The 22,344-nt window shown below is 35.7% G+C and carries 25 protein-coding genes and 2 pseudogenes; 26 read left to right on the plus strand and 1 reads right to left on the minus strand.

Going from position 1 to position 22,344, the window contains the following annotated elements:
* Positions 1–5 precede the first annotated feature (5 nt).
* The 4 genes from G8761_RS01195 to G8761_RS01210 all read left to right on the plus strand — a co-directional run bounded on the left by G8761_RS01195 (position 6) and on the right by G8761_RS01210 (position 3,148).
* Positions 6–1,160: a thiolase family protein gene (locus G8761_RS01195; protein WP_420800219.1), complete on the plus strand. Its 1,155-nt coding sequence runs from the start codon at positions 6–8 to the stop codon at positions 1,158–1,160.
* On the plus strand, positions 1,160–1,939 hold the full coding sequence (locus G8761_RS01200; protein ID WP_166022842.1) for an enoyl-CoA hydratase/isomerase family protein: 780 nt from the start codon (positions 1,160–1,162) through the stop codon (positions 1,937–1,939). The genes G8761_RS01195 and G8761_RS01200 overlap by 1 nt, the downstream gene beginning before the upstream one ends.
* Positions 1,940–1,974: 35 nt before the next feature.
* Positions 1,975–2,436 (plus strand): DUF4442 domain-containing protein, encoded by a 462-nt coding sequence (locus G8761_RS01205; protein WP_166022844.1) that lies wholly within the window; start codon positions 1,975–1,977, stop codon positions 2,434–2,436.
* Positions 2,437–2,683: 247 nt separating this feature from the next.
* Positions 2,684–3,148, plus strand: coding sequence for a dihydrofolate reductase (locus G8761_RS01210; protein WP_420800221.1), 465 nt, complete (start codon positions 2,684–2,686; stop codon positions 3,146–3,148).
* A gap of 48 nt (positions 3,149–3,196) precedes the next feature.
* Here the strand turns inward: G8761_RS01210 and G8761_RS01215 are convergent, their stop codons facing one another.
* On the minus strand, positions 3,197–3,439 hold the full coding sequence (locus G8761_RS01215; protein WP_166022848.1) for a hypothetical protein: 243 nt from the start codon (positions 3,437–3,439) through the stop codon (positions 3,197–3,199).
* 324 nt (positions 3,440–3,763) lie between these two features.
* Between G8761_RS01215 and G8761_RS01220 the strand changes: the two genes are divergently transcribed.
* The 22 genes and pseudogenes from G8761_RS01220 to G8761_RS01320 all read left to right on the plus strand — a co-directional run bounded on the left by G8761_RS01220 (position 3,764) and on the right by G8761_RS01320 (position 22,320).
* Positions 3,764–3,958, plus strand: a complete 195-nt coding sequence (locus G8761_RS01220; RefSeq protein WP_027322035.1) for a twin-arginine translocase TatA/TatE family subunit — start codon at positions 3,764–3,766, stop codon at positions 3,956–3,958.
* Positions 3,959–4,075: 117 nt separating this feature from the next.
* Positions 4,076–4,840: a twin-arginine translocase subunit TatC gene (gene tatC, locus G8761_RS01225; protein ID WP_166022850.1), complete on the plus strand. Its 765-nt coding sequence runs from the start codon at positions 4,076–4,078 to the stop codon at positions 4,838–4,840.
* 82 nt (positions 4,841–4,922) lie between these two features.
* Positions 4,923–5,176 (plus strand): annotated as a pseudogene (locus G8761_RS01230) (carbamoyltransferase HypF); the annotation flags it as partial.
* An 83-nt stretch (positions 5,177–5,259) separates the two neighbouring features.
* Positions 5,260–5,505 carry a hypothetical protein gene (locus tag G8761_RS26915; RefSeq protein WP_243449858.1) on the plus strand — a complete coding sequence of 82 codons (246 nt, stop codon included), beginning with the start codon at positions 5,260–5,262 and terminating at the stop codon, positions 5,503–5,505.
* A 203-nt stretch (positions 5,506–5,708) separates the two neighbouring features.
* Positions 5,709–5,789, plus strand: a complete 81-nt coding sequence (locus G8761_RS26920; RefSeq protein WP_243449870.1) for a hypothetical protein — start codon at positions 5,709–5,711, stop codon at positions 5,787–5,789.
* A pseudogene (hypE, locus tag G8761_RS01240) lies at positions 5,789–6,790 on the plus strand (hydrogenase expression/formation protein HypE). The gene G8761_RS26920 and the pseudogene hypE overlap by 1 nt, the downstream one beginning before the upstream one ends.
* Before the next feature lie 259 nt (positions 6,791–7,049).
* A complete protein-coding gene (locus G8761_RS01245; RefSeq protein WP_166022852.1) occupies positions 7,050–8,999 on the plus strand; it encodes a lasso peptide isopeptide bond-forming cyclase in 1,950 nt (649 codons plus the stop codon).
* 4 nt (positions 9,000–9,003) lie between these two features.
* Positions 9,004–9,159: a paeninodin family lasso peptide gene (locus G8761_RS01250; protein ID WP_166022854.1), complete on the plus strand. Its 156-nt coding sequence runs from the start codon at positions 9,004–9,006 to the stop codon at positions 9,157–9,159.
* Between the two features lie 169 nt (positions 9,160–9,328).
* Complete coding sequence (locus tag G8761_RS01255; protein ID WP_166022856.1) at positions 9,329–10,261, plus strand: phosphoenolpyruvate carboxykinase (ATP); 933 nt, start codon at positions 9,329–9,331, stop codon at positions 10,259–10,261.
* Positions 10,258–10,563 carry a lasso peptide biosynthesis PqqD family chaperone gene (locus G8761_RS01260; protein ID WP_243449859.1) on the plus strand — a complete coding sequence of 102 codons (306 nt, stop codon included), beginning with the start codon at positions 10,258–10,260 and terminating at the stop codon, positions 10,561–10,563. Before G8761_RS01255 ends, G8761_RS01260 begins: the two co-directional genes overlap by 4 nt.
* Positions 10,564–10,642: 79 nt before the next feature.
* Positions 10,643–11,059, plus strand: a complete 417-nt coding sequence (locus G8761_RS01265) for a lasso peptide biosynthesis B2 protein (RefSeq protein ID WP_166023304.1) — start codon at positions 10,643–10,645, stop codon at positions 11,057–11,059.
* A gap of 9 nt (positions 11,060–11,068) precedes the next feature.
* Positions 11,069–12,271, plus strand: coding sequence for a nucleotidyltransferase family protein (locus G8761_RS01270; RefSeq protein WP_166023306.1), 1,203 nt, complete (start codon positions 11,069–11,071; stop codon positions 12,269–12,271).
* Positions 12,268–14,067: an ABC transporter ATP-binding protein gene (locus G8761_RS01275; protein ID WP_166022858.1), complete on the plus strand. Its 1,800-nt coding sequence runs from the start codon at positions 12,268–12,270 to the stop codon at positions 14,065–14,067. Before G8761_RS01270 ends, G8761_RS01275 begins: the two co-directional genes overlap by 4 nt.
* Before the next feature lie 142 nt (positions 14,068–14,209).
* Positions 14,210–14,926 (plus strand): YveK family protein, encoded by a 717-nt coding sequence (locus G8761_RS01280; protein WP_166022860.1) that lies wholly within the window; start codon positions 14,210–14,212, stop codon positions 14,924–14,926.
* Positions 14,919–15,569 carry a CpsD/CapB family tyrosine-protein kinase gene (locus G8761_RS01285; RefSeq protein ID WP_166022862.1) on the plus strand — a complete coding sequence of 217 codons (651 nt, stop codon included), beginning with the start codon at positions 14,919–14,921 and terminating at the stop codon, positions 15,567–15,569. The genes G8761_RS01280 and G8761_RS01285 overlap by 8 nt, the downstream gene beginning before the upstream one ends.
* A 375-nt stretch (positions 15,570–15,944) precedes the next feature.
* Positions 15,945–17,771, plus strand: a complete 1,827-nt coding sequence (locus G8761_RS01290) for a polysaccharide biosynthesis protein (protein WP_166022863.1) — start codon at positions 15,945–15,947, stop codon at positions 17,769–17,771.
* A gap of 12 nt (positions 17,772–17,783) precedes the next feature.
* Positions 17,784–18,668 carry a UTP--glucose-1-phosphate uridylyltransferase GalU gene (gene galU, locus G8761_RS01295; RefSeq protein ID WP_166022866.1) on the plus strand — a complete coding sequence of 295 codons (885 nt, stop codon included), beginning with the start codon at positions 17,784–17,786 and terminating at the stop codon, positions 18,666–18,668.
* 33 nt (positions 18,669–18,701) lie between these two features.
* Positions 18,702–19,772: an EpsG family protein gene (locus G8761_RS01300; RefSeq protein ID WP_166022868.1), complete on the plus strand. Its 1,071-nt coding sequence runs from the start codon at positions 18,702–18,704 to the stop codon at positions 19,770–19,772.
* Positions 19,773–19,809: 37 nt separating this feature from the next.
* Positions 19,810–20,883, plus strand: a complete 1,074-nt coding sequence (gene galE / locus G8761_RS01305) for a UDP-glucose 4-epimerase GalE (protein WP_166022870.1) — start codon at positions 19,810–19,812, stop codon at positions 20,881–20,883.
* 21 nt (positions 20,884–20,904) lie between these two features.
* Positions 20,905–21,048, plus strand: a complete 144-nt coding sequence (locus G8761_RS01310) for a YwzD family small protein (protein WP_166022872.1) — start codon at positions 20,905–20,907, stop codon at positions 21,046–21,048.
* Positions 21,049–21,064: 16 nt separating this feature from the next.
* The gene (locus tag G8761_RS01315; protein ID WP_166022874.1) at positions 21,065–21,679 is read left to right on the plus strand and encodes a sugar transferase; all 615 of its coding nucleotides are present in this window, start codon (positions 21,065–21,067) and stop codon (positions 21,677–21,679) included.
* Positions 21,676–22,320, plus strand: coding sequence for a NeuD/PglB/VioB family sugar acetyltransferase (locus G8761_RS01320; RefSeq protein WP_166022875.1), 645 nt, complete (start codon positions 21,676–21,678; stop codon positions 22,318–22,320). The genes G8761_RS01315 and G8761_RS01320 overlap by 4 nt, the downstream gene beginning before the upstream one ends.
* Positions 22,321–22,344 lie beyond the last annotated feature (24 nt).

Consider the following 22,344-nt stretch of genomic DNA (forward strand, 5'->3'; position numbering starts at 1 on the left):
ATGAATTGAGAAACCAGGACGCTGTCATTTTAGATGCAATCCGTACCCCAACTGGCCGCAAGAAAGGATCACTCGCCGGAAATCGCCCTGATGAGATGGCAGCTCACGTTTTAAAAGAGATAATAGGACGCAATCATCTCGATCCGATAGAGGTCGAAGATATTAAAATGGGCTGTGTGACCCAAATTGGCGAGCAGGGATTCAATATCGGAAGGATGGCCGGGTTGATTGCAGGCCTGCCTGTTGAAGTATGCGGGGTCAGTGTAAACCGAATGTGCGGGTCAAGTCTTGAGACCCTTGCACAGGGGGCCCATGCCATTATGGCCGGTATGTCAGATTGTGTGATTGCGGCCGGTGTTGAAAGTATGAATCGTATTCCTATGGGGAGTGACGGAGGAGATTTTAGTTCTCTATTGCTTGAACAGCATACGATTATCCCTCAAGGTTTTTCGGCTGAATTAATAGCTGATAGATGGAATCTTTCACGGGAAGAGCTTGATTTTTATTCTTATCACAGCCATAAGAAGGCACTGTCTGCCCAAAAAGAAGGAAGGTTTAAACGCGAGATCCTTCCTATTCTCGCGAAAAATCAGAATGGGGAGGAGTTCTTGCTATCAGAAGATGAAACCCACAGGGAAAATACCAGCCTTGATTCTCTGGCAAACCTGAATCCTTCTTTCCGTCCCGATGGTAAAATAACCGCTGGCAACTCCAGCCAGATTAGTGATGGAGCAGCAGCCGTCCTGCTGGCCTCCCGAAAAAAGGCTGAAGAGTTGGGGTTAAAGCCACGTGCTAAAGTAGTTTCAACGGCACTGGCAGGGGTCGATCCTGAAATCATGCTTACTGCCATTATCCCTGCAACTAGGAAGGTTCTTGCAAAAGCCTATCTAACAATTGAAGATATCAGTGTATTTGAAGTGAACGAGGCCTTTGCATCCGTGGTTCTTGCCTGGCAAAAAGAACTTAATCCTGATATGAATAAGGTTAACCCTAATGGAGGGGCAATCGCACTTGGACATCCGCTTGGAGCCAGTGGAGCGCGCATTATTTCCACCCTTGTGAATGAATTGGAACGACAGGGTGGCCGATATGGTTTAGCAACAATGTGCATTGGTTTTGGTATGGCAATTGCTGTTGTAATTGAACGGGAGGAAGGATAATGGCAAACAATTGTATATTTAAAATTCAGGATAAAGTGGCCACTATTTCAATTAATCGTCCTCCAATGAATGCTTTAAACAGAGAAACTCTACTTGAATTGGAGTCAATATTAAAGGATGCTGAAAAAAATGAAAACATCCGTGTCCTTGTCCTGACTGGCACCGGAGAAAAAATGTTTTCTGCAGGAGCGGATATTTCTGAATTTGGGGAAATGGCTGACCGAGAACGGGCCAAAATTAATATCCAGCGTATTCACGAATTTTTTAACCGTATTGAACTATTCCCAAAACCGGTTATTGCTTGCGTCAATGGCAAAGCTTTTGGCGGGGGGAATGAGCTGCAAATGGCTTGTCATTTAGCAATTGCTGCCGATTCAGCAGAATTTGCTCTCCCCGAAGTTCGTCTTGGCATCATGCCTGGTTATGGCGGTACACAGCGTCTTCCAATGCTGATCGGGAAGCGCAGGGCTCTGGAGTTGATGATTAGCGGAGAGAGAATTTCTGCGCAAAAGGCATTGGAATATGGTCTTATCAATAAAGTAGCACCACAGGAAAAATTAATAGAAGAAACCTTGGAATGGGCCAGGCAAATTGCAGATGGTCCTCCTCTTGCACTATCCGGAATCCTGGATTCAGTAAATAGGGGGATTGATTTGCCTATTAATCAGGGTATAGGCATTGAAATCGAAAATATGGCAACTGTATCTGCAAGCCAGGATGCCATTGAAGGAGTGACTGCCTTTTTTACGAAACGAAAGGCCGAGTTCAAAGGTAAATGAACTTGGCCTATTACTTCAGGAGTGAGGACGCAGAAATGGCAGAATCAATAAAAACCGCTTTGTTCCGTATAGGTTTTAACTTGTTTCCTGCGTATAGAGGAACTGGTGGAAGGGTGACATATATCTCCCATGATTTCATGGAAATCCATATTAAGCTTCCCTTAAATTATAGAACACGTAATTATGTTGGAACGCTGTTTGGCGGCAGTTTGTATGGAGCAGTTGATCCTGCGTACATGTTTATGCTGCTTAAAGTGCTCGGCCCTGAATATATTGTTTGGGATAAAGCGGCGAACATCCAATTTATTAAACCAGGTCGTACGACCCTGTATGCTATTTTTAAGCTTTCGAAACAAGAGGTACAGTTTATAAAAGAAGAATTGAAGGTAAAGCCCAAGCTTGACCGGATTTATCAAGTTGAACTTTTAGACGAGAAGGGGGAAATACATGCAGCCATCGAAAAAACGATTCATATACGAAAAAAAACGCAAGAATAATCCGGGTCCCTTTATGGATTCGGATTTTTCTTGTGCAAAGTAATGCCGCTACAGCATTTCTCCGTTCTAGGAAAAGTGTGTTAATATTATTTAAGTACTCGTCTACTGAAGTTTGAGGAGATAATTAGAAGATTAGTGACTTCTTTTTGGCGAATATATAAAGATCAATTCATAATTATGACAAAAAGAACAGAGGTTACACTTGATATAAAGGAGTTGTCAGTGTTTGATTTCTTTTATATGGGCTATGGACGAGGAGAGGGCGATTGGTAAAAATAATCAGCTGCCGTGGTATTTGCCGGAGGATTTAAAGTTTTTTAAAAGAGTTACTATGGGACACCCGATTGCAATGGGCCGAAAAACTCATGAATCGATAGGCCGCGCGCTTCCGGGGAGAGAAAATATTATTATTACCAGAAATAAGGGTTATAAGAGCGAAGGCTGTACGGTATTTTATTCAGTTGAAGACTTTGTGGCATACAGCCGCCAAATAGAGGATGAAATTTTCGTAATTGGCGGAGCTGAAATATTTAAAGAGACATTTGAATATGCGGATAAGCTTTATTTAACAATGATTGACTATCGATTTGGCGGCCATACCTTCTTCCCTGAATTTAATTTGTCAGAATGGAAACTAGTTTCGAACGAAAAAGGCATTAAAGATGAAAAAAATCCATATGATTATGAGTTTTGCATTTATGTAAGACAATAAAAACAAAGACCCTATCACAGTTGTGATAGGGTTGATTTTTTCTAGGATTTATAAGTAGCCTTGTTCGCTGATTTCATATTCTGCGAACCTTGAAAGCATTCCCCTAAATTCGTTCGGCTGGCAGAACTCTTCTTCACGGAAGTGTGCTTTCACCCATTGAATCAGTTCTTTTGGGCTGTTAAAAAACTCTCCGCTTGTGTCGCTTTTCCTAATCATATATCGCCCATTGTCATCATCAATCGTTATTTCTACCGGCAGGGCACCATCAAAGCTATCCAGGGAAAATTCCACTTTAATCACTTCCTTTTTAGAATTTCATTTCTTTTGACATAGTATATGCAGTTTTGGGAGTAATATTTTTAAAATGAAAGAAAAATTAGAAAATGGCTAATTCCAGTATTGTGCATTGACTTCGTTTATAGTTATTGTTAAATTGTGAATAGAGTTAAAGCATAGGGTAGCTTTTCTTTTAAATGCTAAAAGTCACTTTTTCATCATTTAGATTCATTTTTGTGAACTTCCTATGAATTTTTTATTTTAATTGGCCTAACCAGCCTATAAAATACTATAATCATAGTAGATTTATTATTGATAACCTAAAGGGGATGTTCATCCATGTTTTCAAATATCGGAGTACCAGGCTTAATATTAATTCTGGTCTTAGCCCTTATCATTTTCGGACCTAAAAAACTTCCTGAAATCGGCCGTGCTTTTGGGCAGACACTAAAGGAATTTAAAAAGTCCACTCGTGAACTTACTGATGATGTAATGAGCGATATCGATGAAGATAAGAAAAAATTGAGCAAATAAGGTGTAAGACTCGTCTTGCACCTTTTTCTTTAGCAAATGGTATGACTTAGAAAAAGTGGCACTATCCCAATTTAAGTTTTTCTAAAAAAGCAACAATTGAATTGGCAGGGGAAAAGTATGGAAGATAAAGAACTTCATTTAACCGATCACTTGGAAGAGCTTAGAAAAAGGCTGATTATAACCGTTGTTGCCTTTATGGTTTTCTTCATTGTCGCCTTTATATATGTAGAGGATATTTACAAGTGGTTCGTTCGGGACCTGAATGTAAAATTAATGGTACTTGGCCCCAGTGATATAATGTGGATTTATTTTACTCTTGCGACTGTGGTTGCAATAGCTTGTACCATTCCTGTGCTGGCAATCCAAATATGGGCTTTCGTTAAGCCTGCCCTGATGCCGAAAGAAAGGAAAATTACTCTTACCTATATCCCGGCGTTGTTTTTCCTGTTTTTACTCGGGCTAGTATTTGGATATTTTGTTATTTTTCCGATGGTTTTAAAATTTCTCGTCCACATGGGCGGAGATATGTTTGTTACCAATTTTACCGCCGAAAGGTATTTCCAATTTATCTTAAATATGACCCTGCCATTTGGGGTTCTGTTTGAATTGCCTATCGTCGTCATGTTCCTGACTTCATTAGGGATTATTAATCCTTTTGTTTTATCCAAAATCCGCAAATACGCTTATTTCGTTTTAATTATTATTGCAGTTGTCATTACGCCTCCGGACTTTATGTCTGATTTCGTTGTAACCCTGCCATTGTTGTTCCTTTATGAAGTAAGCATTAATTTATCAAAAATTGTGTATAGAAAGAAACTGAAAAAAGAAGCAGAATGGGCAGAGACAGAGGACAATGAAGAGGAAACCGGAGTAGTACAATAGAAGACTTTTCTCAAAAACCTTCAGAGTGAACTGGAGGTTTTTTTTGCTAATAAGGATTTATATGCATAAATTCTTAACGCCATCCGGTCAGCCAATTTTGTATATAGATTACGAGGCTTTATATTACTTGAAGGGATTTGCCGATTATTTTCTCACACATAATCGAGAAATTCTGCATCCGGTTGACGATTCAGTTGTTCAAATAAATAATGGAAAACCGACTTCTTTCGCAGATCACGCGGCTATGTTCCGAACCCACTTGTAACAGATGGTGATGTTTCGGGAATTATTGCACTTGGAGGACAGCAAAAAAACACCTTCACAAATGGACCAAACGCATCCAAAACTTCTCAATCTGGATGACCACGAAACTAGTAGAGTCTGTTCTTCGATAGTTATTAGATGCTGGAGAAGTAAAGTTGGATGGATTCTTACTGCCCGGTCACGTTTCAATCGTTCTTGGGGAGGATTCCTATCAATATTTAGTGGATGAATACAATATATCGGGTGTGATTACAGGCTTTGAAACAGCCGAACTCCTTTCCGGAATTTATAAATTAATAGACCTTGTATTAAAAAAAGAAAAGGCCATTTTAATCACCCAATGGCGGTTACCAAGACTGGAAATCAGGTTATCCATGGCTGGAGGGGTAATATTTGATTGAATGTGATGAGGTCTGGCGCGGTATTGGTGTCAACCCTGAAAGCGGCCTTGATTTAAAACCAGAGTATGACTAATACAATGCCAAAAAGAGGTTCACAGTTAATGTAGCTGAACCAAGAAAAACGAAATGCCGCTGTGGTGAGGTGATCAGGGGAATTGATTACACCTAATGAATGCCCTTTGTTCGGTAAAGCCTGTCATCCAATGAACCAGGTCGGTCCATGCATGGTTTCAGCAGAAGGCAGCTGTTCAGCTTATTATCAATACATGAGGGAGACCTTCTAATGGAAAAGTATATCAGCCTCGCACACGGAGACGGTGGTGAACTAAGCCACCGCCTTATCCGAGATATATTTATAGAAGCTTTTGGTTCCGGTGGCTCTGCTTTATTTGATGCAGCCTCTTTGGGAATTGAGGGAAGCAGGATCGCTGTTACAACAGATTCATTTGTTATTAAACCAATCTTCTTTCCAGGCGGCACCATCGGCAAGCTGGCCGTTGCCGGAACAATAAACGACCTGGCAGTCAGCGGAGCAAAGACTCTATATCTAACCTGCGGGTTTGTGATTGAAGAAGGATTTCCAATCTCCGACTTAAAGAGGATCGTAGAAGATATGGCAGCTGAAGCTCGGAAAACAGGTGTCACGATTGTGGCCGGTGATACAAAAGTAGTAGAACGTGGCAGTGCAGACGGGGTTTACATTAATACAACTGGTATTGGCGTCTATAAGGAGGGCATTGGCTGCAGCTTGGAATTTGAAGAAGGGGATGCCATCATTGTTTCCGGAAGTATTGGAGACCATGGCATTGCTGTCCTGGCTGCACGTGGAGACCTTGGCATATCCGTTCCTCTCAACAGCGACTGTGCTTCATTAAATAAGATGTAGTGGGAAGTACTTGAAAATACAGTTGCTGTTCGGATAATGAGGGATCCTACACGCGGTGGACTTGCCACAACACTTGTGGAAATTGCCGAAGATTTCTCTTTAACTATAAAACTTAATGAACTAGATTTGCCTGTTAAGGAACAGGTTCAAGGTGTAAGTGACCTGCTTGGGTTCGATCCCCTCTACCTTGCAAATGAAGGAAAAGCGATTGTCATAGTTGCTGATAAAGAGAAAGAAAAAGTAATGGATATATTGCGAAGTTTTACAGAGGGCAAAGATGCAGTTGTGGTTGGTTCTATTCTTGCTAAGGAAAAAGGGCAGATGTTGTTGGAAATCCCGCTTGGGTCTAAGCGGCTATTAACAAGATTATCAGGGACTATGTTTCCGAGGATATGTTAAGGAAGAGGGCTAACCAACAAATATGTTGATTAGCCTTTTTATTTTGAAAAATTATTTTGAAAAATATATTGACTCTAAGACGAGGAGATGATAATTTTATTTATATAGAAAATGTTCTCTATAGAGAACAAGTGGTAATCCGTATAATTAACAAATTTTTTTGGAACGGTTGTTCATTATTAAGAATACTCATTTCCATTATATAGAATACATAGTTTTAAAGTCAATACTCGTGAAACTAGCTTTCCAGGGGGAAATTATGAGCGCGATTGCCGGGATAATAAATTTAAATAGAGAACCTGTTCCTATCGAGCATGCAGCAGGAATGATGAAGTGTCTGGAAAAGTTTCCGGCAGACGACATAAAAATTTTTCATAAAGAAAATGTTTTCTTTGGCTGCCACGCCCAATGGATCACACCTGAATCAATTAGTGAGCCTCTGCCTTTTTATGACTTTGAAAGGCAATGTGTTATAACAGCAGATGCGATTATTGATAACCGTGAAGAACTGTTTGAAAAGCTGCAAGTAGATAGATCAAAAAGAAAAGAAATGCCGGACAGTCAAGTAATCTTGCTAGCTTACTATAAATGGGGAGAAGATTCGCCCAAACACCTTGTTGGGGATTTCGCCTACATGATTTGGGATGAGAAGAAACAAATACTTTTTGGTGCAAGAGACCCATCTGGATATAGGACGCTGTATTACTTTAGGAATAATTCACGCTTCACCTTCTGTACAACTATTGAGCCGTTATTGTCTTTGCCATATGTTGAGAAGCAATTAAACGTAAATTATATTGCTGAATTTTTAGCCATTACTGGAATGATTGATACGGTAGATGCTCGTATGACTCCATTTAAAAATATAGAACAAGTGCCTCCATTCCATTCCATTTCAATTGTAGGAGAAAGAATTGACCTAAAACGATACGGTACATTTACTCCAAAGGAAAAATTAAAATTAAAGTCAAACGAAGAATATGTAGAAGCATTTCAAGATGTTTTTCAAAAGGCAGTAAACTGTAGGTTACGAACGTTTCGAGAAGTAGGTTCTCAATTAAGTGGGGGGTTAGATTCAGGTGCAATCGTAGGGTTTGCAGCAAAAGAACTACAAAAAGGAAATAAGACTTTACACACATTCAGTTATTTTCCACCAAAAGATTTTGTCGATTTCACACACAAGCGATTAATGCCGGACGAGCGGCCATTTATAAAGAAAACGGTTGAATATGTAGGAGGAATTACTGATCATTATTATGATTTTGATGGGAGAAGTTCCTATACCGAAATCGATGACTATCTTGAGGTGATGGAAATGCCTTACAAATTCACAGAAAATTCCTTCTGGTTAAGAGGTATATTTGAGAAAGCAAACGAACAAGGTGTAGGGATTCTACTAAATGGCGATAAAGGTAATTCGACGATATCATGGGGGTCTGCAATAGATTATTATGCGATTCTATTAAAGAAGTTTAAGTGGCTAAGTCTTATTCAAGAATTACAGAATTATAGCGTGAAAACTGGGGGAGCCAGATTTCGATTACTCCCTTACATTATTAGAAAAGGATATCCTTTAATTAATCAAAGGGTAGTTAAGGGGAATAGGTTTGACCTTCCGCCTATTATTAACCCAGCACTTGCCGAAAGAACTGGTATATTCTCAAAGTTAAAAGAATATGGAATTGATGACTCTGGCTGGTTAGCCTCCCCAAATATTTACGAGCAAAGAAAAAGTATATTTGAAAAAATATCTACTTGGAATTCGGGTAGTACCCTTGATGCTAAACTATCGTTGCGATATAAGTTGTGGAAACGTGATCCTACAAATGATTTAAGGGTGACCCGTTTTTGTTTTTCATTACCAGATAATCAATTTGTTCAAAATGGGTTAGACCGAGCCCTCATTCGAAGATCAACAGAAAATGTGCTTCCCGATCAAATTAGGTTAAATCAACATGTTAGAGGTATTCAAGCTGCAGATTGGCTCCATCGTATGGTTTCACATTGGAATATGCTTATTGAAGAAGTTAAGGAACTTATCAAAGAATCTAGGGTGATAGAATTTTTTGATAAAGAGGTAATAATGACGGCACTGATTAAAAGTGAAAAGGGTCTAAGGACAGAAAGTATGTCTGACCCAGACTATAGAATTCTAATGAGAGCTGTAATAGTGTATCGCTTACTAAAAAAATACTTTGAAAGGGGGTGATTAGATGAAAAGAGAATGGCAAAAACCAGTATTAGAAATGCTTGATGTGAAGATGACAATGCATAATACGGCTGGGAATTTTTATGATTCGCATTATGCCGATGGAGAGACAATTCCTGTAGACCCTGTTACTGGTCAACATATGGACGCTAAAAGTTAATAAGAAGATTAATACAAGTCTTTTTGTATGCAAGTAGCGTTATAGGTCTATTTGAAATTCTATCATTTAGAGTCCATCCAACAGTATTGTTTGACTAAAAAATGCCCTTATATAGTAGAGGATATAAGGGCATTTTAGATAATCAGGGATAAATTGGAGTGTGAATACGATGGAGAAAGTTGCAAATGAGGTTATCTATAAGGCCTTTGGATTTACGGTGAGAAGTAAAATCCCTTTCCCTGAATTATTAGTAATCGATAACGATAGGGACTCGATAGATATAGAAATCGATTTTAAGGATTTATCAAATTTATATTTTGAATTGTCTGGTTCGCAAAGAACTTTAATAATGAATGAAAGTTTAGTTATGTTTAAAGTTTATGATACTGCTATATTTCTAATCGAAGAGGGAAGAAAAATCACTGTTTCACCTCTAAATGAATTTAAAGAAGATGAGATACGACTCTATATATTGGGAAGTTGCATGGGGGCTATCTTGATGCAAAGAGGAATCTTTCCTTTACATGGGAGCGCAGTTGCGATTAATGGGAAGGCATACGCAATAATTGGTGATTCCGGTGCCGGAAAATCTACTCTAGCATCCGCATTTCTACATAAGGGTTATCAATTGCTGACAGATGATGTAATTGGTGTTTATTTTACTAATGAAAATGTTTCTATGGTGATTCCATCCTATCCCCAACAGAAGCTCTGGCAAGAAAGCCTAGATGAATTCGGCATCAAAAGTAGTGACTTTAGAGCTATTTATCAAAGAGAAACTAAGTTTGCAATTCCGATTAAAAACCAATTCTCATCTAAACCACTGCAACTAGCTGGTTTATTTGAATTAGTATTAACCGAAAAGGATGAAGTAGAGCTTAAACAAATTAAAGGCCTAACTCGTTTACATACACTGTTAATTCATACCTACAGGAATTTTCTTATAAAAAATTTAGGCCTTACCAATTGGCATTTTACAAATTCAACAAAGATAGTTAACCAGATAAATATGTACCATTTACGTAGACCTAAAAATACTTTTACCGCAAATGAATTGGTATCAATCATACTAAGCTGTATAAACAAGGAGAATGAAAAATGAAAATGTTAAGTGAAGATAAACTCTCTATGGAAACGATTATTGTTCAAGTTCCAGGTAATATTACTAGTGATATGGATGGAGAAACTGTAATGATGAGTATTGATAACGGAAAATACTACAATTTAGGCACAATCGGTGGACATATTTGGAAAAGTATAAAGACACCTATTACTATTAATAAATTAATCTCAAAATTAACTAGCGAGTTTGATGTGGAAAATAGTGAATGCCAGCAAGAAGTCATTCCTTTTCTAGAGCAGTTATTAAATGAAAATATTTTAATGATTGAAAAAGTTCTATAGAATTATCATTGTTTAAAAAGTATGGAAGGATTCGTGAATAGTGAGAAAGATATGGTTATTCTTCACTTCAAATTGGCATATGAAAAAGTTGCTGATAGAAGCGTATTTTCTTTTAGCATGGGCACGTGTGTTAAAAGCCTTACCTTTCAGTAGAGTTTCACATTTTCTTGGCGCTCAAATGAATGAAACATCATTTGTAATAGAAGCAGAAAATATAAGGATAGTAAAACAAATATCACATGCAATCCATATTATGAGCAAATACACTTTTTGGGAAAGTAAATGTTTGGTAAAGGCTATTGCTGCAATGAAAATGCTGGAACGGCGCCAACTAGATAGTACCCTTTATCTAGGGACTGCTAAAGATGAGAATGGAGAAATGATTGCTCATGCCTGGTTAAGAAGTGGTCCACTTTATTTGACGGGTGCTGAAGAGATGAAGAAATTTGTAACTGTTAATACATTTGCAAGAAAAGTCGAGGTATTTATTAAATAAGGAGTAATCATATTGAATAATTTCATTCTCGACATGCGGGAAGTTCCTAAAGAATTAATTTTAATACTTAACTTGTTAAAAAATGATGATGAGGGATATGCCCAAAAATATTTAAAAGAAGAATACAATAATATAGATTGGAAACTATTCTTGGAATTAACCATACACCATCGGTTTTATCCATTATTAGCTTCTAAACTCCAAAGTTTTGATAATAGATTTATTCCTCAATTTGTTGTCCAAACAGTTAGTGGATTATATAGGAAGAATGTTTTTAAAATGCTCCAACTGAGTGGTGAAATGGAGCAATTAGCCCAATTGTTTAAGACTAATTGTATAAAAACTATCTTTCTAAAAGGCCCTATACTTGGTATTGAAATTTATGGCGATGTTTCACTAAGGACATGTGGAGATTTAGATTTACTTATACCAATTGAAGATCTTGATATTATGGATAAACTATTGGAGGAAAATGGATATGAAAAAGATCCATATATACAAAGTGTATTAGAAGATTGGAAATGGAGACATCATCATTTTACCTATTATAATTCATTAAAAAATATTAAGGTTGAAATACATTGGAGGCTAAATCCAGGACCCGGAAAAGAACCAAACTTCAACGAATTATGGGAACGTAAAAGAGAAAGCTTATCGTCAAAGAGTCCAATCTATTTCTTAGGTAGAGAGGATTTATTTCTATTTCTTGTCTCCCATGGTGCAAGACACGGTTGGTCACGTCTCCGTTGGTTAATGGATATTCACAGAATGATCGGACAGGAAATAGACTGGAAAGAAATAGATTCACTTGTGAAAAAATACTACAATTTTCATATTGTTGGGCAAAGCATAATCTTATCTTCACAACTGTTAAATGCCAAAGTAACGAAAGAAATGCAGCGGTTTATTACGGATAATCGATCAAAATCACTAGCTCAGAAAGCAATATTTTATTTGGAAAACATGGTTAATCTGCATACTTACCCAGTACCTAAAGATGTTTCTTTATATCATGGTCGCCATTTATATTCGTTAATGTCTTATCGCCAAAAGATATTATTTTTACTGAGTCATTTGTATCCATACCATATCGATACAGTAACATTACCATTGCCCAAAAAACTTCATTTCCTATATTTTATATTAAGACCTTTTTTATGCTTTTGGAGGAAGGTCAGGAAGCAAGATCTCTCCTTGGAGGAACAAAAATGAAAGAAGTAATGCATTTTATAAAACTTATCCATTCTTATTCAGGTAAAATATTGTATATTAATCTAACTGCAATGATATTAATTAGCCTATTTGAAGGTGTAGGCATTTTTTTGCTGCTTCCTTTAATTAACCTAACAGGTATTGTTGATTTAAAAATGAATAATATTAATTATGCTAATGAGTTTTTTGGTTTTATTAAAGAACTTCCTCAAACATTTAGTTTGACAGCACTCTTAAGTCTATTTGTTATACTTATGATTGGGCAAAGTTATTTTCAACGGAATCAAACAATCCTTAATACAAAAATTCAACAAAGTTTTGCTCGCTATTTAAGGGAAGAAACATATAAATTAATACTACTAGCTGATTGGGAATTCTTTATTAAAAATCGGAAGTCTGATCTTATAAATTCAATGATAAAGGAAACTGGTAGTGTTAGCGGAGGTGTAAGTCTCCTACTAAATTTTATCTCTTCTATTATATTTACATTAATTCAAATCGGAATTGCAAGTTTACTTTCTGCAAAAATGACTTTATTTGTTATTGCATTTGGAATTTTACTCGTCTTTTGCTCGCGGAAATTCATAAAAAAGTCTAAACTCTTAGGTCAAGATAATATAGAAATATCACAAACATATATGGCAGGAATAAATGATCATTTTAGTGGTATAAAAGAGATTAAAAGTAATAATTTAGAAGAATACCACATTAATTGGTTTAACCAACTAAACACGAGAATGGAAAAAAATGTGATAAAAACAGTGGAATTGAAAACAAAATCAAATTTCATTTATAAAGTAGTTTCAGCAATTTTAATAGTTATTTTTGTTTTTATGTCTATAAAAATGTTCAAAGGACAGGCGGCACCTTTGTTCTTAATTCTTATTATATTCTCAAGATTATGGCCAAGAATAACTGGAATACAATCATCTCTAGAACAGTTGGGTTCGGTATTACCTTCATTTAAGCATCTGCTTTCGCTTCAAAAGAAATGTTTAGAGAATCAAGAGCTGCTCGAAAGAGATATTCATAATGTTAAGCCCAGGTTAATCAAACAAGGTATGGAATGCAAAGATGTATATTTTAGATACAATAGAGAACAGCAAACATATGCATTACATAAAATTAATTTGCAATTTCCTGCAAACCGATTGACGGCTATCGTTGGCCGTTCTGGCGCTGGAAAGAGTACATTAATTGATCTCTTAATGGGTCTTAACAAGCCCGAAAGAGGTGAGGTTTTAATCGACGGAAAAGCCCTATCAAGTGAAAATCTTTTATCCTTGAGACGTTCAATCAGTTATGTACCGCAGGATCCATTTCTGTTTAATGCAACTATACGAGAAAATTTATTGATTATTGATCAAAATGCCAGTGAAGTACAAATATGGGAAGCACTTGAATTTGCAGAAGCAGCTGGTTTCGTTAGAAAGTTACCTAACGGGCTGGATACCATCATTGGCGAGAGGGGAATAAAGCTTTCTGGAGGGGAAAGGCAAAGACTTGTTCTAGCTAGAGCTATTTTACGCAAACCATCTATTCTTGTTTTAGATGAAGCAACAAGTGCATTAGATACAGAAAACGAGTCTAAGATTCAAGAAGCAATTGAAAGACTCAAAGGAACGATGACAATTATTGTTATTGCACACCGCCTTTCAACCATACGTAATGCAGATCAGGTAGTGGTATTAGATCAGGGAGAGATTATCCAACAAGGGCAGTTTAACCAGCTTGCTAATGAAAAACGGGGAATGTTTAGTCAATTGCTAAAAAAACAGTTTGAAGTTAGTGTATAGACTAATTTTATATTGACTTGTTCTTTATATAGAACTATCATATATAATATAAAGAATAACTGGATAAATAATAATGTAATTCAACTATTGATCTATATTATTAAAAGTGTGTTCTATAAAACATCACAAAAAAGGTGGTTCCATGGATAACTCTAAACAAAAAAATAAATCGAGAGATATTAATCTTAAAGAACTTTTCCTAGTTTTGAAAAGACGGTTTTTAGTTATAGCAATGGTAACTGCCATACTAAGCTTAGCGGGATATTTATTAAATCAGCTTCCAGAGGCCCCGTTGTATCAGTCTTCTACTAGGGTAATTATTGGCGCTGATGCTGCATCTATAAAGACTCTTCAAGTAATTGTTCGAGATTCATCAATCCTAGATATAGTGATAAAGAAATTGGACTTAAGTGAAACATCAGAGCAATTAGCAAATAAGGTATCGGTAGATAGTGTAGATGGATCACAGGTTGTAAGCATTAGTGTTATTGACACTAATGCAGTTAGGGCATCTCAAATCGCTGATATGATAGCAGCGGTTTTTAAAGAAGAAGTTCCGAAGATTGTTGGTCAAGATTACATTAGAATATTATCAAAGGCAAAAATAAATCCGATTTCCATTAATCCTAAAACAAATAAAAAGACTATATATGGAATTATCGGTGGTATCGTGGGTGGAATTGGAGCGGCTTTCTTTTTAGAAACAATTGACGATAGAGTTAGATCTAAAAAAGAGCTTGAAGAATTGTTGGATGTTCCTGTTTTAGGAAGAATCCCAAAAATAAATAAAAGAAATATAAAACGTAAAGTAAATAAAATTAAATTAGATGCTGATGTAAGGGGTGAGACTATTGGTTAGAAGCAAAGGTAAAACAGCAAAAGCCAATCAAATATTAGTTACACACTCTTATCCAGAATCTGTCGTATCAGACCAAGTTAGAATGATACTAACAAACTTAAATTTTCTTATAAATGAGGAAAGAGGTAAAATCATTCTTGTAACTTCTTCCGGAGAGAGTGAAGGAAAATCAATAGTGGCGGCCAATTTAGCCGTATGTATGGCACAGCAGAAGAAAAAAGTCCTTTTAATTGATACAAACTTTAGAAAACCAAACTTGAGCGAGTTATTTCAAATTTCTAACTCATGTGGATTAATAGATGTTTTAACAGGGAGGATGTCTTATACAGAAGCAATTCACCATACAACAATCTGGAGATTAGATTTGCTAAATACCGGTCCAATTCCTAGTAATCCATTAGAATTTTTTGATCCGAAAATGATAGGGGATTTATTAGAAAAAGTAAAAGATTCCTATGATATTATTATGCTAGATTCCGCTGCTATCCTTAATTTTCCGGAAACAAAATTGCTAGCAAATCAATGCGATGGTGTACTTTTAGTGGTTAAAAATGGTGGAACAAAACTTCAGAATGCTTTTGAAGCTAAAAAAGTAATTAAATTTTCGAAAGCTAATTTAGTAGGTGTAATTTTAAATCAATAACTTAGATAAGGTTTTATTTTTTTAATTAATCGTTCTTAATTCAGAACGACTGGTTTTAAATATAAATAAATATTCTGGAAATGTCTCCTTTCCCTTATCAATGGAGGCACTCGATCATGCTGTGGGTATGATACCTTAGACGCCTGTCGTCGAGAGTATGATGTGAGGAGGGGTTTGATGCCCTCTTTTATTAAAAATGTTAAATATAAGTTCTTTTTATTTAGAACTTATATTTAACATCTTTAAGGAGTTGGAGAAATGATTCATAATATTTTATTAAAAACTAAAATTCAAAAAGATTTTGTAACATCTTAATTAGAGATCCACTAAAAGATATTTTAAATTGAAAAAAATAACAAGGAAAGGGGATGAAGTATGACATATCGTCAGAGATTATCATTTTTTATTTTTATTGACTCTTGTATAGTACTTACCGCAATATACGTCAGTAGATTTTTTGTGTATGGAACTCTTCATATAATTACATTACATATGATTTTCACCTCTATTGTTATTTTAATTAGCCATCATTTTTTATCTTTTAAATTTCATTTATATCAGCGGGCCTGGATATATGCCAGTGTTGGAGAACTCCTCAGTATCTTAAAGACCGTTACCTTATCTATATCCGTTGTAGGAAGTGCACAGATAATCTTTTTCCATGAAATAAGTTTTCGCTTACTAGCTATTACTTGGCTTTTAAACATGTCATTAATCGGCGGATCCCGTTTTTATTGGAGAATAGTAAGAGACAATAAACTTAATCTATTAGCTAATAAAAAAAGATTATTAATTATTGGTGCAGGTTCAGCAGGAACAATGGTAGCTAGACAATTGTTAAATAATACTCAATCCGATCTACTCCCGGTTGCATTTATTGATGATGATAATAAAAAGCATAAACTAGAGATCTTAGAGATTCCGGTAGTAGGTGGGATTTCTAAAATAGAAGAAACGGTTTGGAAGTTTGATATAGATCACATTGTAATTGCCATTCCTTCTCTAGGTAAAAAAGAATTAAATACAATTTTTCACGAGTGTGCAAAAACATCAGCGAAAACCCAAATTCTCCCTATGCTCGAAGATTTAATGACAGGAAAAATTTCAGTAAATCAATTTCGGGATGTTCAGGTAGAGGACCTCCTTGGGAGAGAACCTGTCGATTTGAATATAGAAAGCATTTCGGAAAATATTACAGGCAAAGTGGTGATGGTTACAGGGGCAGGTGGATCAATTGGTTCAGAAATATGCAGGCAGGTTGCACAATTTCATCCAAGGCAGCTTGTTTTATTAGGACATGGTGAAAATAGTATTTACTCTATTGAATTGGAACTTAAAGAAGTTTTTAGGAATACAGATATTCAGTTTACTCCAGTCATAGCAGATATCCAGGATGCTAAGAAGTTAATGTCAGTAATGAGGATCTGTCAGCCCGATATGGTTTACCACGCTGCAGCTCACAAGCATGTACCACTTATGGAATTAAACCCTGAAGAAGCAATTAAAAACAATATTCTAGGTACTATGAACCTTGCAAATGCAGCAAGCTGGAATGGAGTCAAAACATTTGTCATGATTTCAACGGACAAAGCGGTCAACCCTACAAGTGTTATGGGAGCATCAAAGCGTTTAGCAGAGATGATTGTGCAAAATATGGACCAGAAAAGCGAGACAAAGTTTGTAGCTGTTCGGTTTGGGAATGTATTAGGAAGCAGGGGGAGTGTAATCCCACTTTTTAAAAAGCAGATTGAAAAGGGGGGACCGGTTACAGTTACTCACCCTGATATGATTCGTTATTTTATGACTATACCAGAAGCATCAAGGCTTGTCCTTCAAGCGGGATCGCTTGCAAAAGGTGGAGAGATTTTTGTTTTAGATATGGGGGAGCCTGTTAAAATAGTTGATTTAGCCAAAAACCTAATTAGACTTTCAGGAAATTCAATTGAAGAAATTGGAATTAAGTACACAGGGATTAGACCAGGTGAAAAGTTGTTTGAAGAATTACTACAAGAAGATGAAGTTAATAATGAACAGATCTATCCAAAAATTTATATAGGCAAAACTTCGGAGCTTTTAATTAAAGAGATTGAAGAGATTATTTCCACTTATGCTGTACTAAGCAAGGAAGAAATAAGGGAACGGCTCCTCTTTCTAGCCAACTATAAAATAATGAAAACACCCAAAATATCTATTTCAGTTTAAGGAGTATGTTAAATGAAGGTTAAAAAAGCTATTATACCAGCCCCAGGGTTAGGAACCCGTTTCCTTCCTGCAACTAAAGCCATGCCTAAGGAAATGCTACCAATAGTGGATAAACCAACTATTCAGTACATAGTTGAGGAAGCAGTTGAATCAGGAATTGAAGATATTATTATTGTAACAGGTAAAGGGAAAAGAGCAATCGAAGATCATTTTGATAATTCATTCGAACTAGAACAAAATCTAATGGAAAAAGGAAAATATGAATTGCTAAATGAAGTGCAGAAATCTTCTAAATTGGTCGATATCCATTATATCCGACAAAAGGAACCAAGAGGACTTGGGCACGCTATATGGTGTGCCCGCAAATTTATTGGGGATGAACCTTTTGCGGTCCTTTTAGGAGATGACATTGTAAGTGCTGATACTCCATGTTTAAAACAGTTAATTAATCAATACGAAAGATATAATGCGACTATATTAGGGGTTCAAGCTGTGCCAGATAAGGATGTTTACAGATATGGTATTGTTGAGGGAAAACGAATTGGAGAGCGATTTTATACTGTTAATAGTTTAATAGAAAAACCTAACCGGGAAGAGGCACCGTCTAACCTAGCTATATTAGGGCGTTACATTTTAAGTCCTAAAATATTTGGAATATTAGGTCTACAAGAGCCAGGGGCTGGTGGAGAAATTCAACTAACAGATGCAATTGCGACTCTAAATGAATATGAAGCTGTATATGCATACGATTTTGAAGGGACCCGATATGATGTAGGAGAAAAGATGGGCTTCATTAAAACGACTCTTGAATTTGCTTTAAAACATAAAGATTTAAGAAGTCAATTATTGGATTATTTTTCAACTGTTTTAGAAAAAGAACTGATAAATAGACCTTAATTTATTCTTTAATAAACTGAAAGGACCTATTCAATGACTGTTCTTTGGATCAATCTAATAGTGGTATTTTTCTTTTCACTTTTTTCACGTTATTTTTCAAGTACTCTTTTATTAAATGGGTCGATGATTTCTATTAAACCCAACAAATTATTTGCTTTTATTACGTTACTCTCCTTTATTTTAGTTTCTGGGCTACGTAATAATATCGGAGATACCCCCTTTTATATCCATACGTTCAATATTACTAACTTCACTTGGGAATTAGTTAAATCACAAGACGATATTGGATTCGGAATTCTTCAGATGATTCTTAAGAGCTATTCAACCGACCCACAAATATTAATATTTACAACTGCAGTAATAACGAATGTTCTTATCATTATTGGCTTATATAAATATTCAAGATTATTTGAATTAAGTGTTTTTGTCTATATAACGGGTGGGTTATTTTTAATAACGATGAATGGAATTAGACAATGTCTAGCAACAGCTATTTTTTTTACAGCTACGAAATTTTTAATTAATGGTAATTGGTTGAAATATATATTAGTCGTATTATTTGCATCTCTGTTTCATCAAAGTGCACTTATTTTAATTCCTATTTATTTTACAGTTAGGTATAAAGCATGGTCAAAAGCGACTCTTGTCCTTTTACTTTCTTCGATATTAATCGTTTTATGTTTTAATCAGTTTGCAAATATATTGTTTTCTGCAATCCAAGATAGCCAATATGGTGTTTATAGTAAAGTTAATGAAGGTGGAGCAAACGTTATAAGGGTAGTTGTGTTTGCTGTTCCACTGATAATAGCTTTTTTTGGCAGAGAAAAACTGAGAGAAATAAACCCAGAGATTGATTATATTGTAAATATGTCTATTATCGGTTTATCATTTATGATTATTTCGATGGGAAACTGGATTTTTGCCAGATTTAATATTTATTTTGAACTTTACCAAATTATCCTAATATCTTGGATTGTAAAGGTTTTTAGAAAAAAAGACCAAAAGCTTGTATATTATTCAATACTTTTATGTTATTTGGCTTATTACTTTTACGAAAGTGTAATTAGTTTAAATATTAAATATGGAAGTTATTACTTGGGATAAAGATAATTGGTTATTTCAAATGAATAGGGGGAAATAAATGGCTATCTTAGTTACTGGGGGAGCAGGATATATTGGTAGTCACACATGTATTGAATTACTCAATGCCGGTTATGAGATTGTGGTATTGGATTACTTTTTAAATAGTAAACCTGAAGTAATTAATACAATAAAAGAAATTACACAAAGTGCTTTTAAATTTTATACAATTGATTTATTGGATAAAAATAGTCTAGATAAAGTCTTTTTAGAAAATGATATTGAAGCAGTTATTCATTTTGCAGCTTTGAAAGCTGTTGGAGAATCTTCATATAATCCTCTTGAATATTATCATAATAATATTACAAGTACACTTATTCTTTGTGAGAAGATGAGAAAATATAATGTTAAAAATTTAGTTTTCAGTTCCTCAGCAACCGTTTATGGTGTTCCTGAAAGATGCCCAATTTCTGAGGATAGCCCTTTGAAAGCAAAAAACCCTTATGGGCGTACAAAGCTTATGATTGAGGAAATATTACAAGATCTATATGCATCTGATAAAGAATGGAGTATTTGTATTTTAAGGTATTTCAATCCTATTGGTGCTCATCAAAGTGGACTTCTTGGGGAAGACCCTAATGGGATTCCAAATAATCTTATGCCTTATATTACACAAGTGGCTATTGGAAAACTAAAGAAGCTTAATGTATTTGGTAACCAATATCCGACGAATGATGGGACTGGTGTTAGGGATTATATCCATGTTGTTGATTTGGCAGTAGGACATTTGAAAGCATTAGAAAGGATTACATTTTCGACAGGTGTTGAAGTATACAATCTTGGTACAGGAAAGGGTTATAGTGTCTTAGAAATGATTACTGCCTTCGAAAAAGCTTCAGGTAAGAAGATTCCGTATAAAATAGTTGAATCGAGACCTGGTGATGTTGCTGTTTGTTATGCAGACCCAGAAAAAGCAGAGAAAAGTCTCGGATGGACTGCTACAAAAGGGATAGACGAAATGTGTAAAGATGCTTGGCGCTGGCAGAGTTTAAATCCTAATGGTTATGAAAAAAATCAAGAAAGAGAAAGTCCTTACTGTATTCCGAGTGAGGACTTTTTAATTGGAAATAAATGAATATTAAGAGAGGACAGTAGGATGAATACAACTGAACATTTAACGCAAAAGAAATTGCAGGAAATATTATTGAATATCTATTTTAAAGGGATAGAAACAGATACCATCAATGTCAAAGACATTATTGAAGAAATAAAAAAACAAGTGTTAGCAGATTCCAAATAGCTTGGGAGGTTGAAACATGAAACGGCTATTTGATTTTATGGTTTCTTTAATTCTTTTTGTTAGTCTATCTCCCATCTATATCATAATTGCTTTGTTAGTGAAAATGAAGCTGGGTTCTCCTATCATCTTTAAACAGGAGCGACCTGGATTAAATGGAAAGCCGTTTTACTTGTATAAGTTAAGAACTATGACAGATGGAAAAGACGAGAATGGAAAATATCTTCCAGATTATATGAGGTTAGCTCCCTTTGGAAACTTCCTCCGTAAATACAGTTTGGATGAATACCCTCAGTTATGGAATGTCCTAATAGGAGATTTAAGCCTAGTTGGACCGAGACCGTTACTGATTGAATACCTTCCGCTATATTCTGAGGAGCAATCTCTAAGACACCGTGTAAGGCCAGGGATTACTGGATGGGCACAGGTTAATGGCAGAAATGCAATTTCATGGGACGAGAAATTCAAGTTAGATGTTTGGTATGTAAAAAACCAATCGTTCATTCTTGATTTGAAGATATTGCTTCTTACGGCATATAAAGTGTTCATTGCAGATGGAATCAATCAACCAGGAAGCGCTACAGTGGAGACCTTTAAGGGATCAAACTCTTCAATGGGAGGAGGGAGTTCGTGAATATAGTAGTTATAGGACATGGAGGACACAGTAAAGTCATTTCTGACATCATTCTTGCAAATAAGGGATTTCAAATTTATGGTTATCTGGATTATAAGTATCAAAGAACCGAAAAAATTAATAACTTTCTTTGTGGTCCTGTTAGTGCAGCAAAGCTATTTATTGAAGACTATACAGATGTAAAGTTTTTGATTGCCATTGGAGATAACAAGGTAAGAAAAACAATTGTAGAGGAACTTGCCTTTCCTATCGAACAATATGCAACTCTTGTTCATCCTTTAGCTAGTATTAGCTTAAGTGCAAAAATTGGTCATGGTACAGTTGTTATGCCGAATTCGGTTATCAACGCAGATGCAGTCATTGGAAATCATTGTATTATTAATTCATGTGCAGTGGTTGAGCATGATAGTGTGCTAGAAGATTTTGTGCATCTTTGTCCAAATAGTACAATAACAGGCACTGTAGAAATTGGAGAGGGTACTTGTGTTGGGAGCGGTGCCACCATAATTCCAAATAATAGAATTGGGGAGTGGACAACGATTGGGGCAGGAGCAACCGTGGTCAATAATATCCCAGGTAATTGTATAGCAATAGGAACACCGGCGAGGGTGAAATTGAACAAGAAAGTGAACATGGGGTGAATTAATTGGGTCAAACAAACTATA

The organism is Neobacillus terrae (genome assembly GCF_011393025.1).
GTDB lineage: Bacteria > Bacillota > Bacilli > Bacillales > Cytobacillaceae > Neobacillus_A > Neobacillus_A terrae.

Excerpts from the sequence above, each read along its gene's own strand:
- G8761_RS26920 (WP_243449870.1), top strand. The coding sequence starts at position 5,709 with ATGAACCAGGTCGGTCCATGCATGGTTTCAGCAGAAGGCAGCTGTTCA.
- G8761_RS01260 (WP_243449859.1), top strand. The coding sequence starts at position 10,258 with ATGAAAATGTTAAGTGAAGATAAACTCTCTATGGAAACGATTATTGTT.
- G8761_RS01205 (WP_166022844.1), top strand. The coding sequence starts at position 1,975 with ATGGCAGAATCAATAAAAACCGCTTTGTTCCGTATAGGTTTTAACTTG.
- G8761_RS01300 (WP_166022868.1), top strand. The coding sequence starts at position 18,702 with ATGACTGTTCTTTGGATCAATCTAATAGTGGTATTTTTCTTTTCACTT.
- G8761_RS01315 (WP_166022874.1), top strand. The coding sequence starts at position 21,065 with ATGAAACGGCTATTTGATTTTATGGTTTCTTTAATTCTTTTTGTTAGT.
- galU (WP_166022866.1), top strand. The coding sequence starts at position 17,784 with ATGAAGGTTAAAAAAGCTATTATACCAGCCCCAGGGTTAGGAACCCGT.
- G8761_RS01275 (WP_166022858.1), top strand. The coding sequence starts at position 12,268 with ATGAAAGAAGTAATGCATTTTATAAAACTTATCCATTCTTATTCAGGT.
- G8761_RS01210 (WP_420800221.1), top strand. The coding sequence starts at position 2,684 with ATGGACGAGGAGAGGGCGATTGGTAAAAATAATCAGCTGCCGTGGTAT.
- G8761_RS01200 (WP_166022842.1), top strand. The coding sequence starts at position 1,160 with ATGGCAAACAATTGTATATTTAAAATTCAGGATAAAGTGGCCACTATT.
- G8761_RS01220 (WP_027322035.1), top strand. The coding sequence starts at position 3,764 with ATGTTTTCAAATATCGGAGTACCAGGCTTAATATTAATTCTGGTCTTA.
- tatC (WP_166022850.1), top strand. The coding sequence starts at position 4,076 with ATGGAAGATAAAGAACTTCATTTAACCGATCACTTGGAAGAGCTTAGA.
- G8761_RS01250 (WP_166022854.1), top strand. The coding sequence starts at position 9,004 with ATGAAAAGAGAATGGCAAAAACCAGTATTAGAAATGCTTGATGTGAAG.
- G8761_RS01280 (WP_166022860.1), top strand. The coding sequence starts at position 14,210 with ATGGATAACTCTAAACAAAAAAATAAATCGAGAGATATTAATCTTAAA.
- G8761_RS01265 (WP_166023304.1), top strand. The coding sequence starts at position 10,643 with ATGAAAAAGTTGCTGATAGAAGCGTATTTTCTTTTAGCATGGGCACGT.
- G8761_RS01310 (WP_166022872.1), top strand. The coding sequence starts at position 20,905 with ATGAATACAACTGAACATTTAACGCAAAAGAAATTGCAGGAAATATTA.
- G8761_RS01290 (WP_166022863.1), top strand. The coding sequence starts at position 15,945 with ATGACATATCGTCAGAGATTATCATTTTTTATTTTTATTGACTCTTGT.
- G8761_RS01255 (WP_166022856.1), top strand. The coding sequence starts at position 9,329 with ATGGAGAAAGTTGCAAATGAGGTTATCTATAAGGCCTTTGGATTTACG.
- G8761_RS01245 (WP_166022852.1), top strand. The coding sequence starts at position 7,050 with ATGAGCGCGATTGCCGGGATAATAAATTTAAATAGAGAACCTGTTCCT.
- galE (WP_166022870.1), top strand. The coding sequence starts at position 19,810 with ATGGCTATCTTAGTTACTGGGGGAGCAGGATATATTGGTAGTCACACA.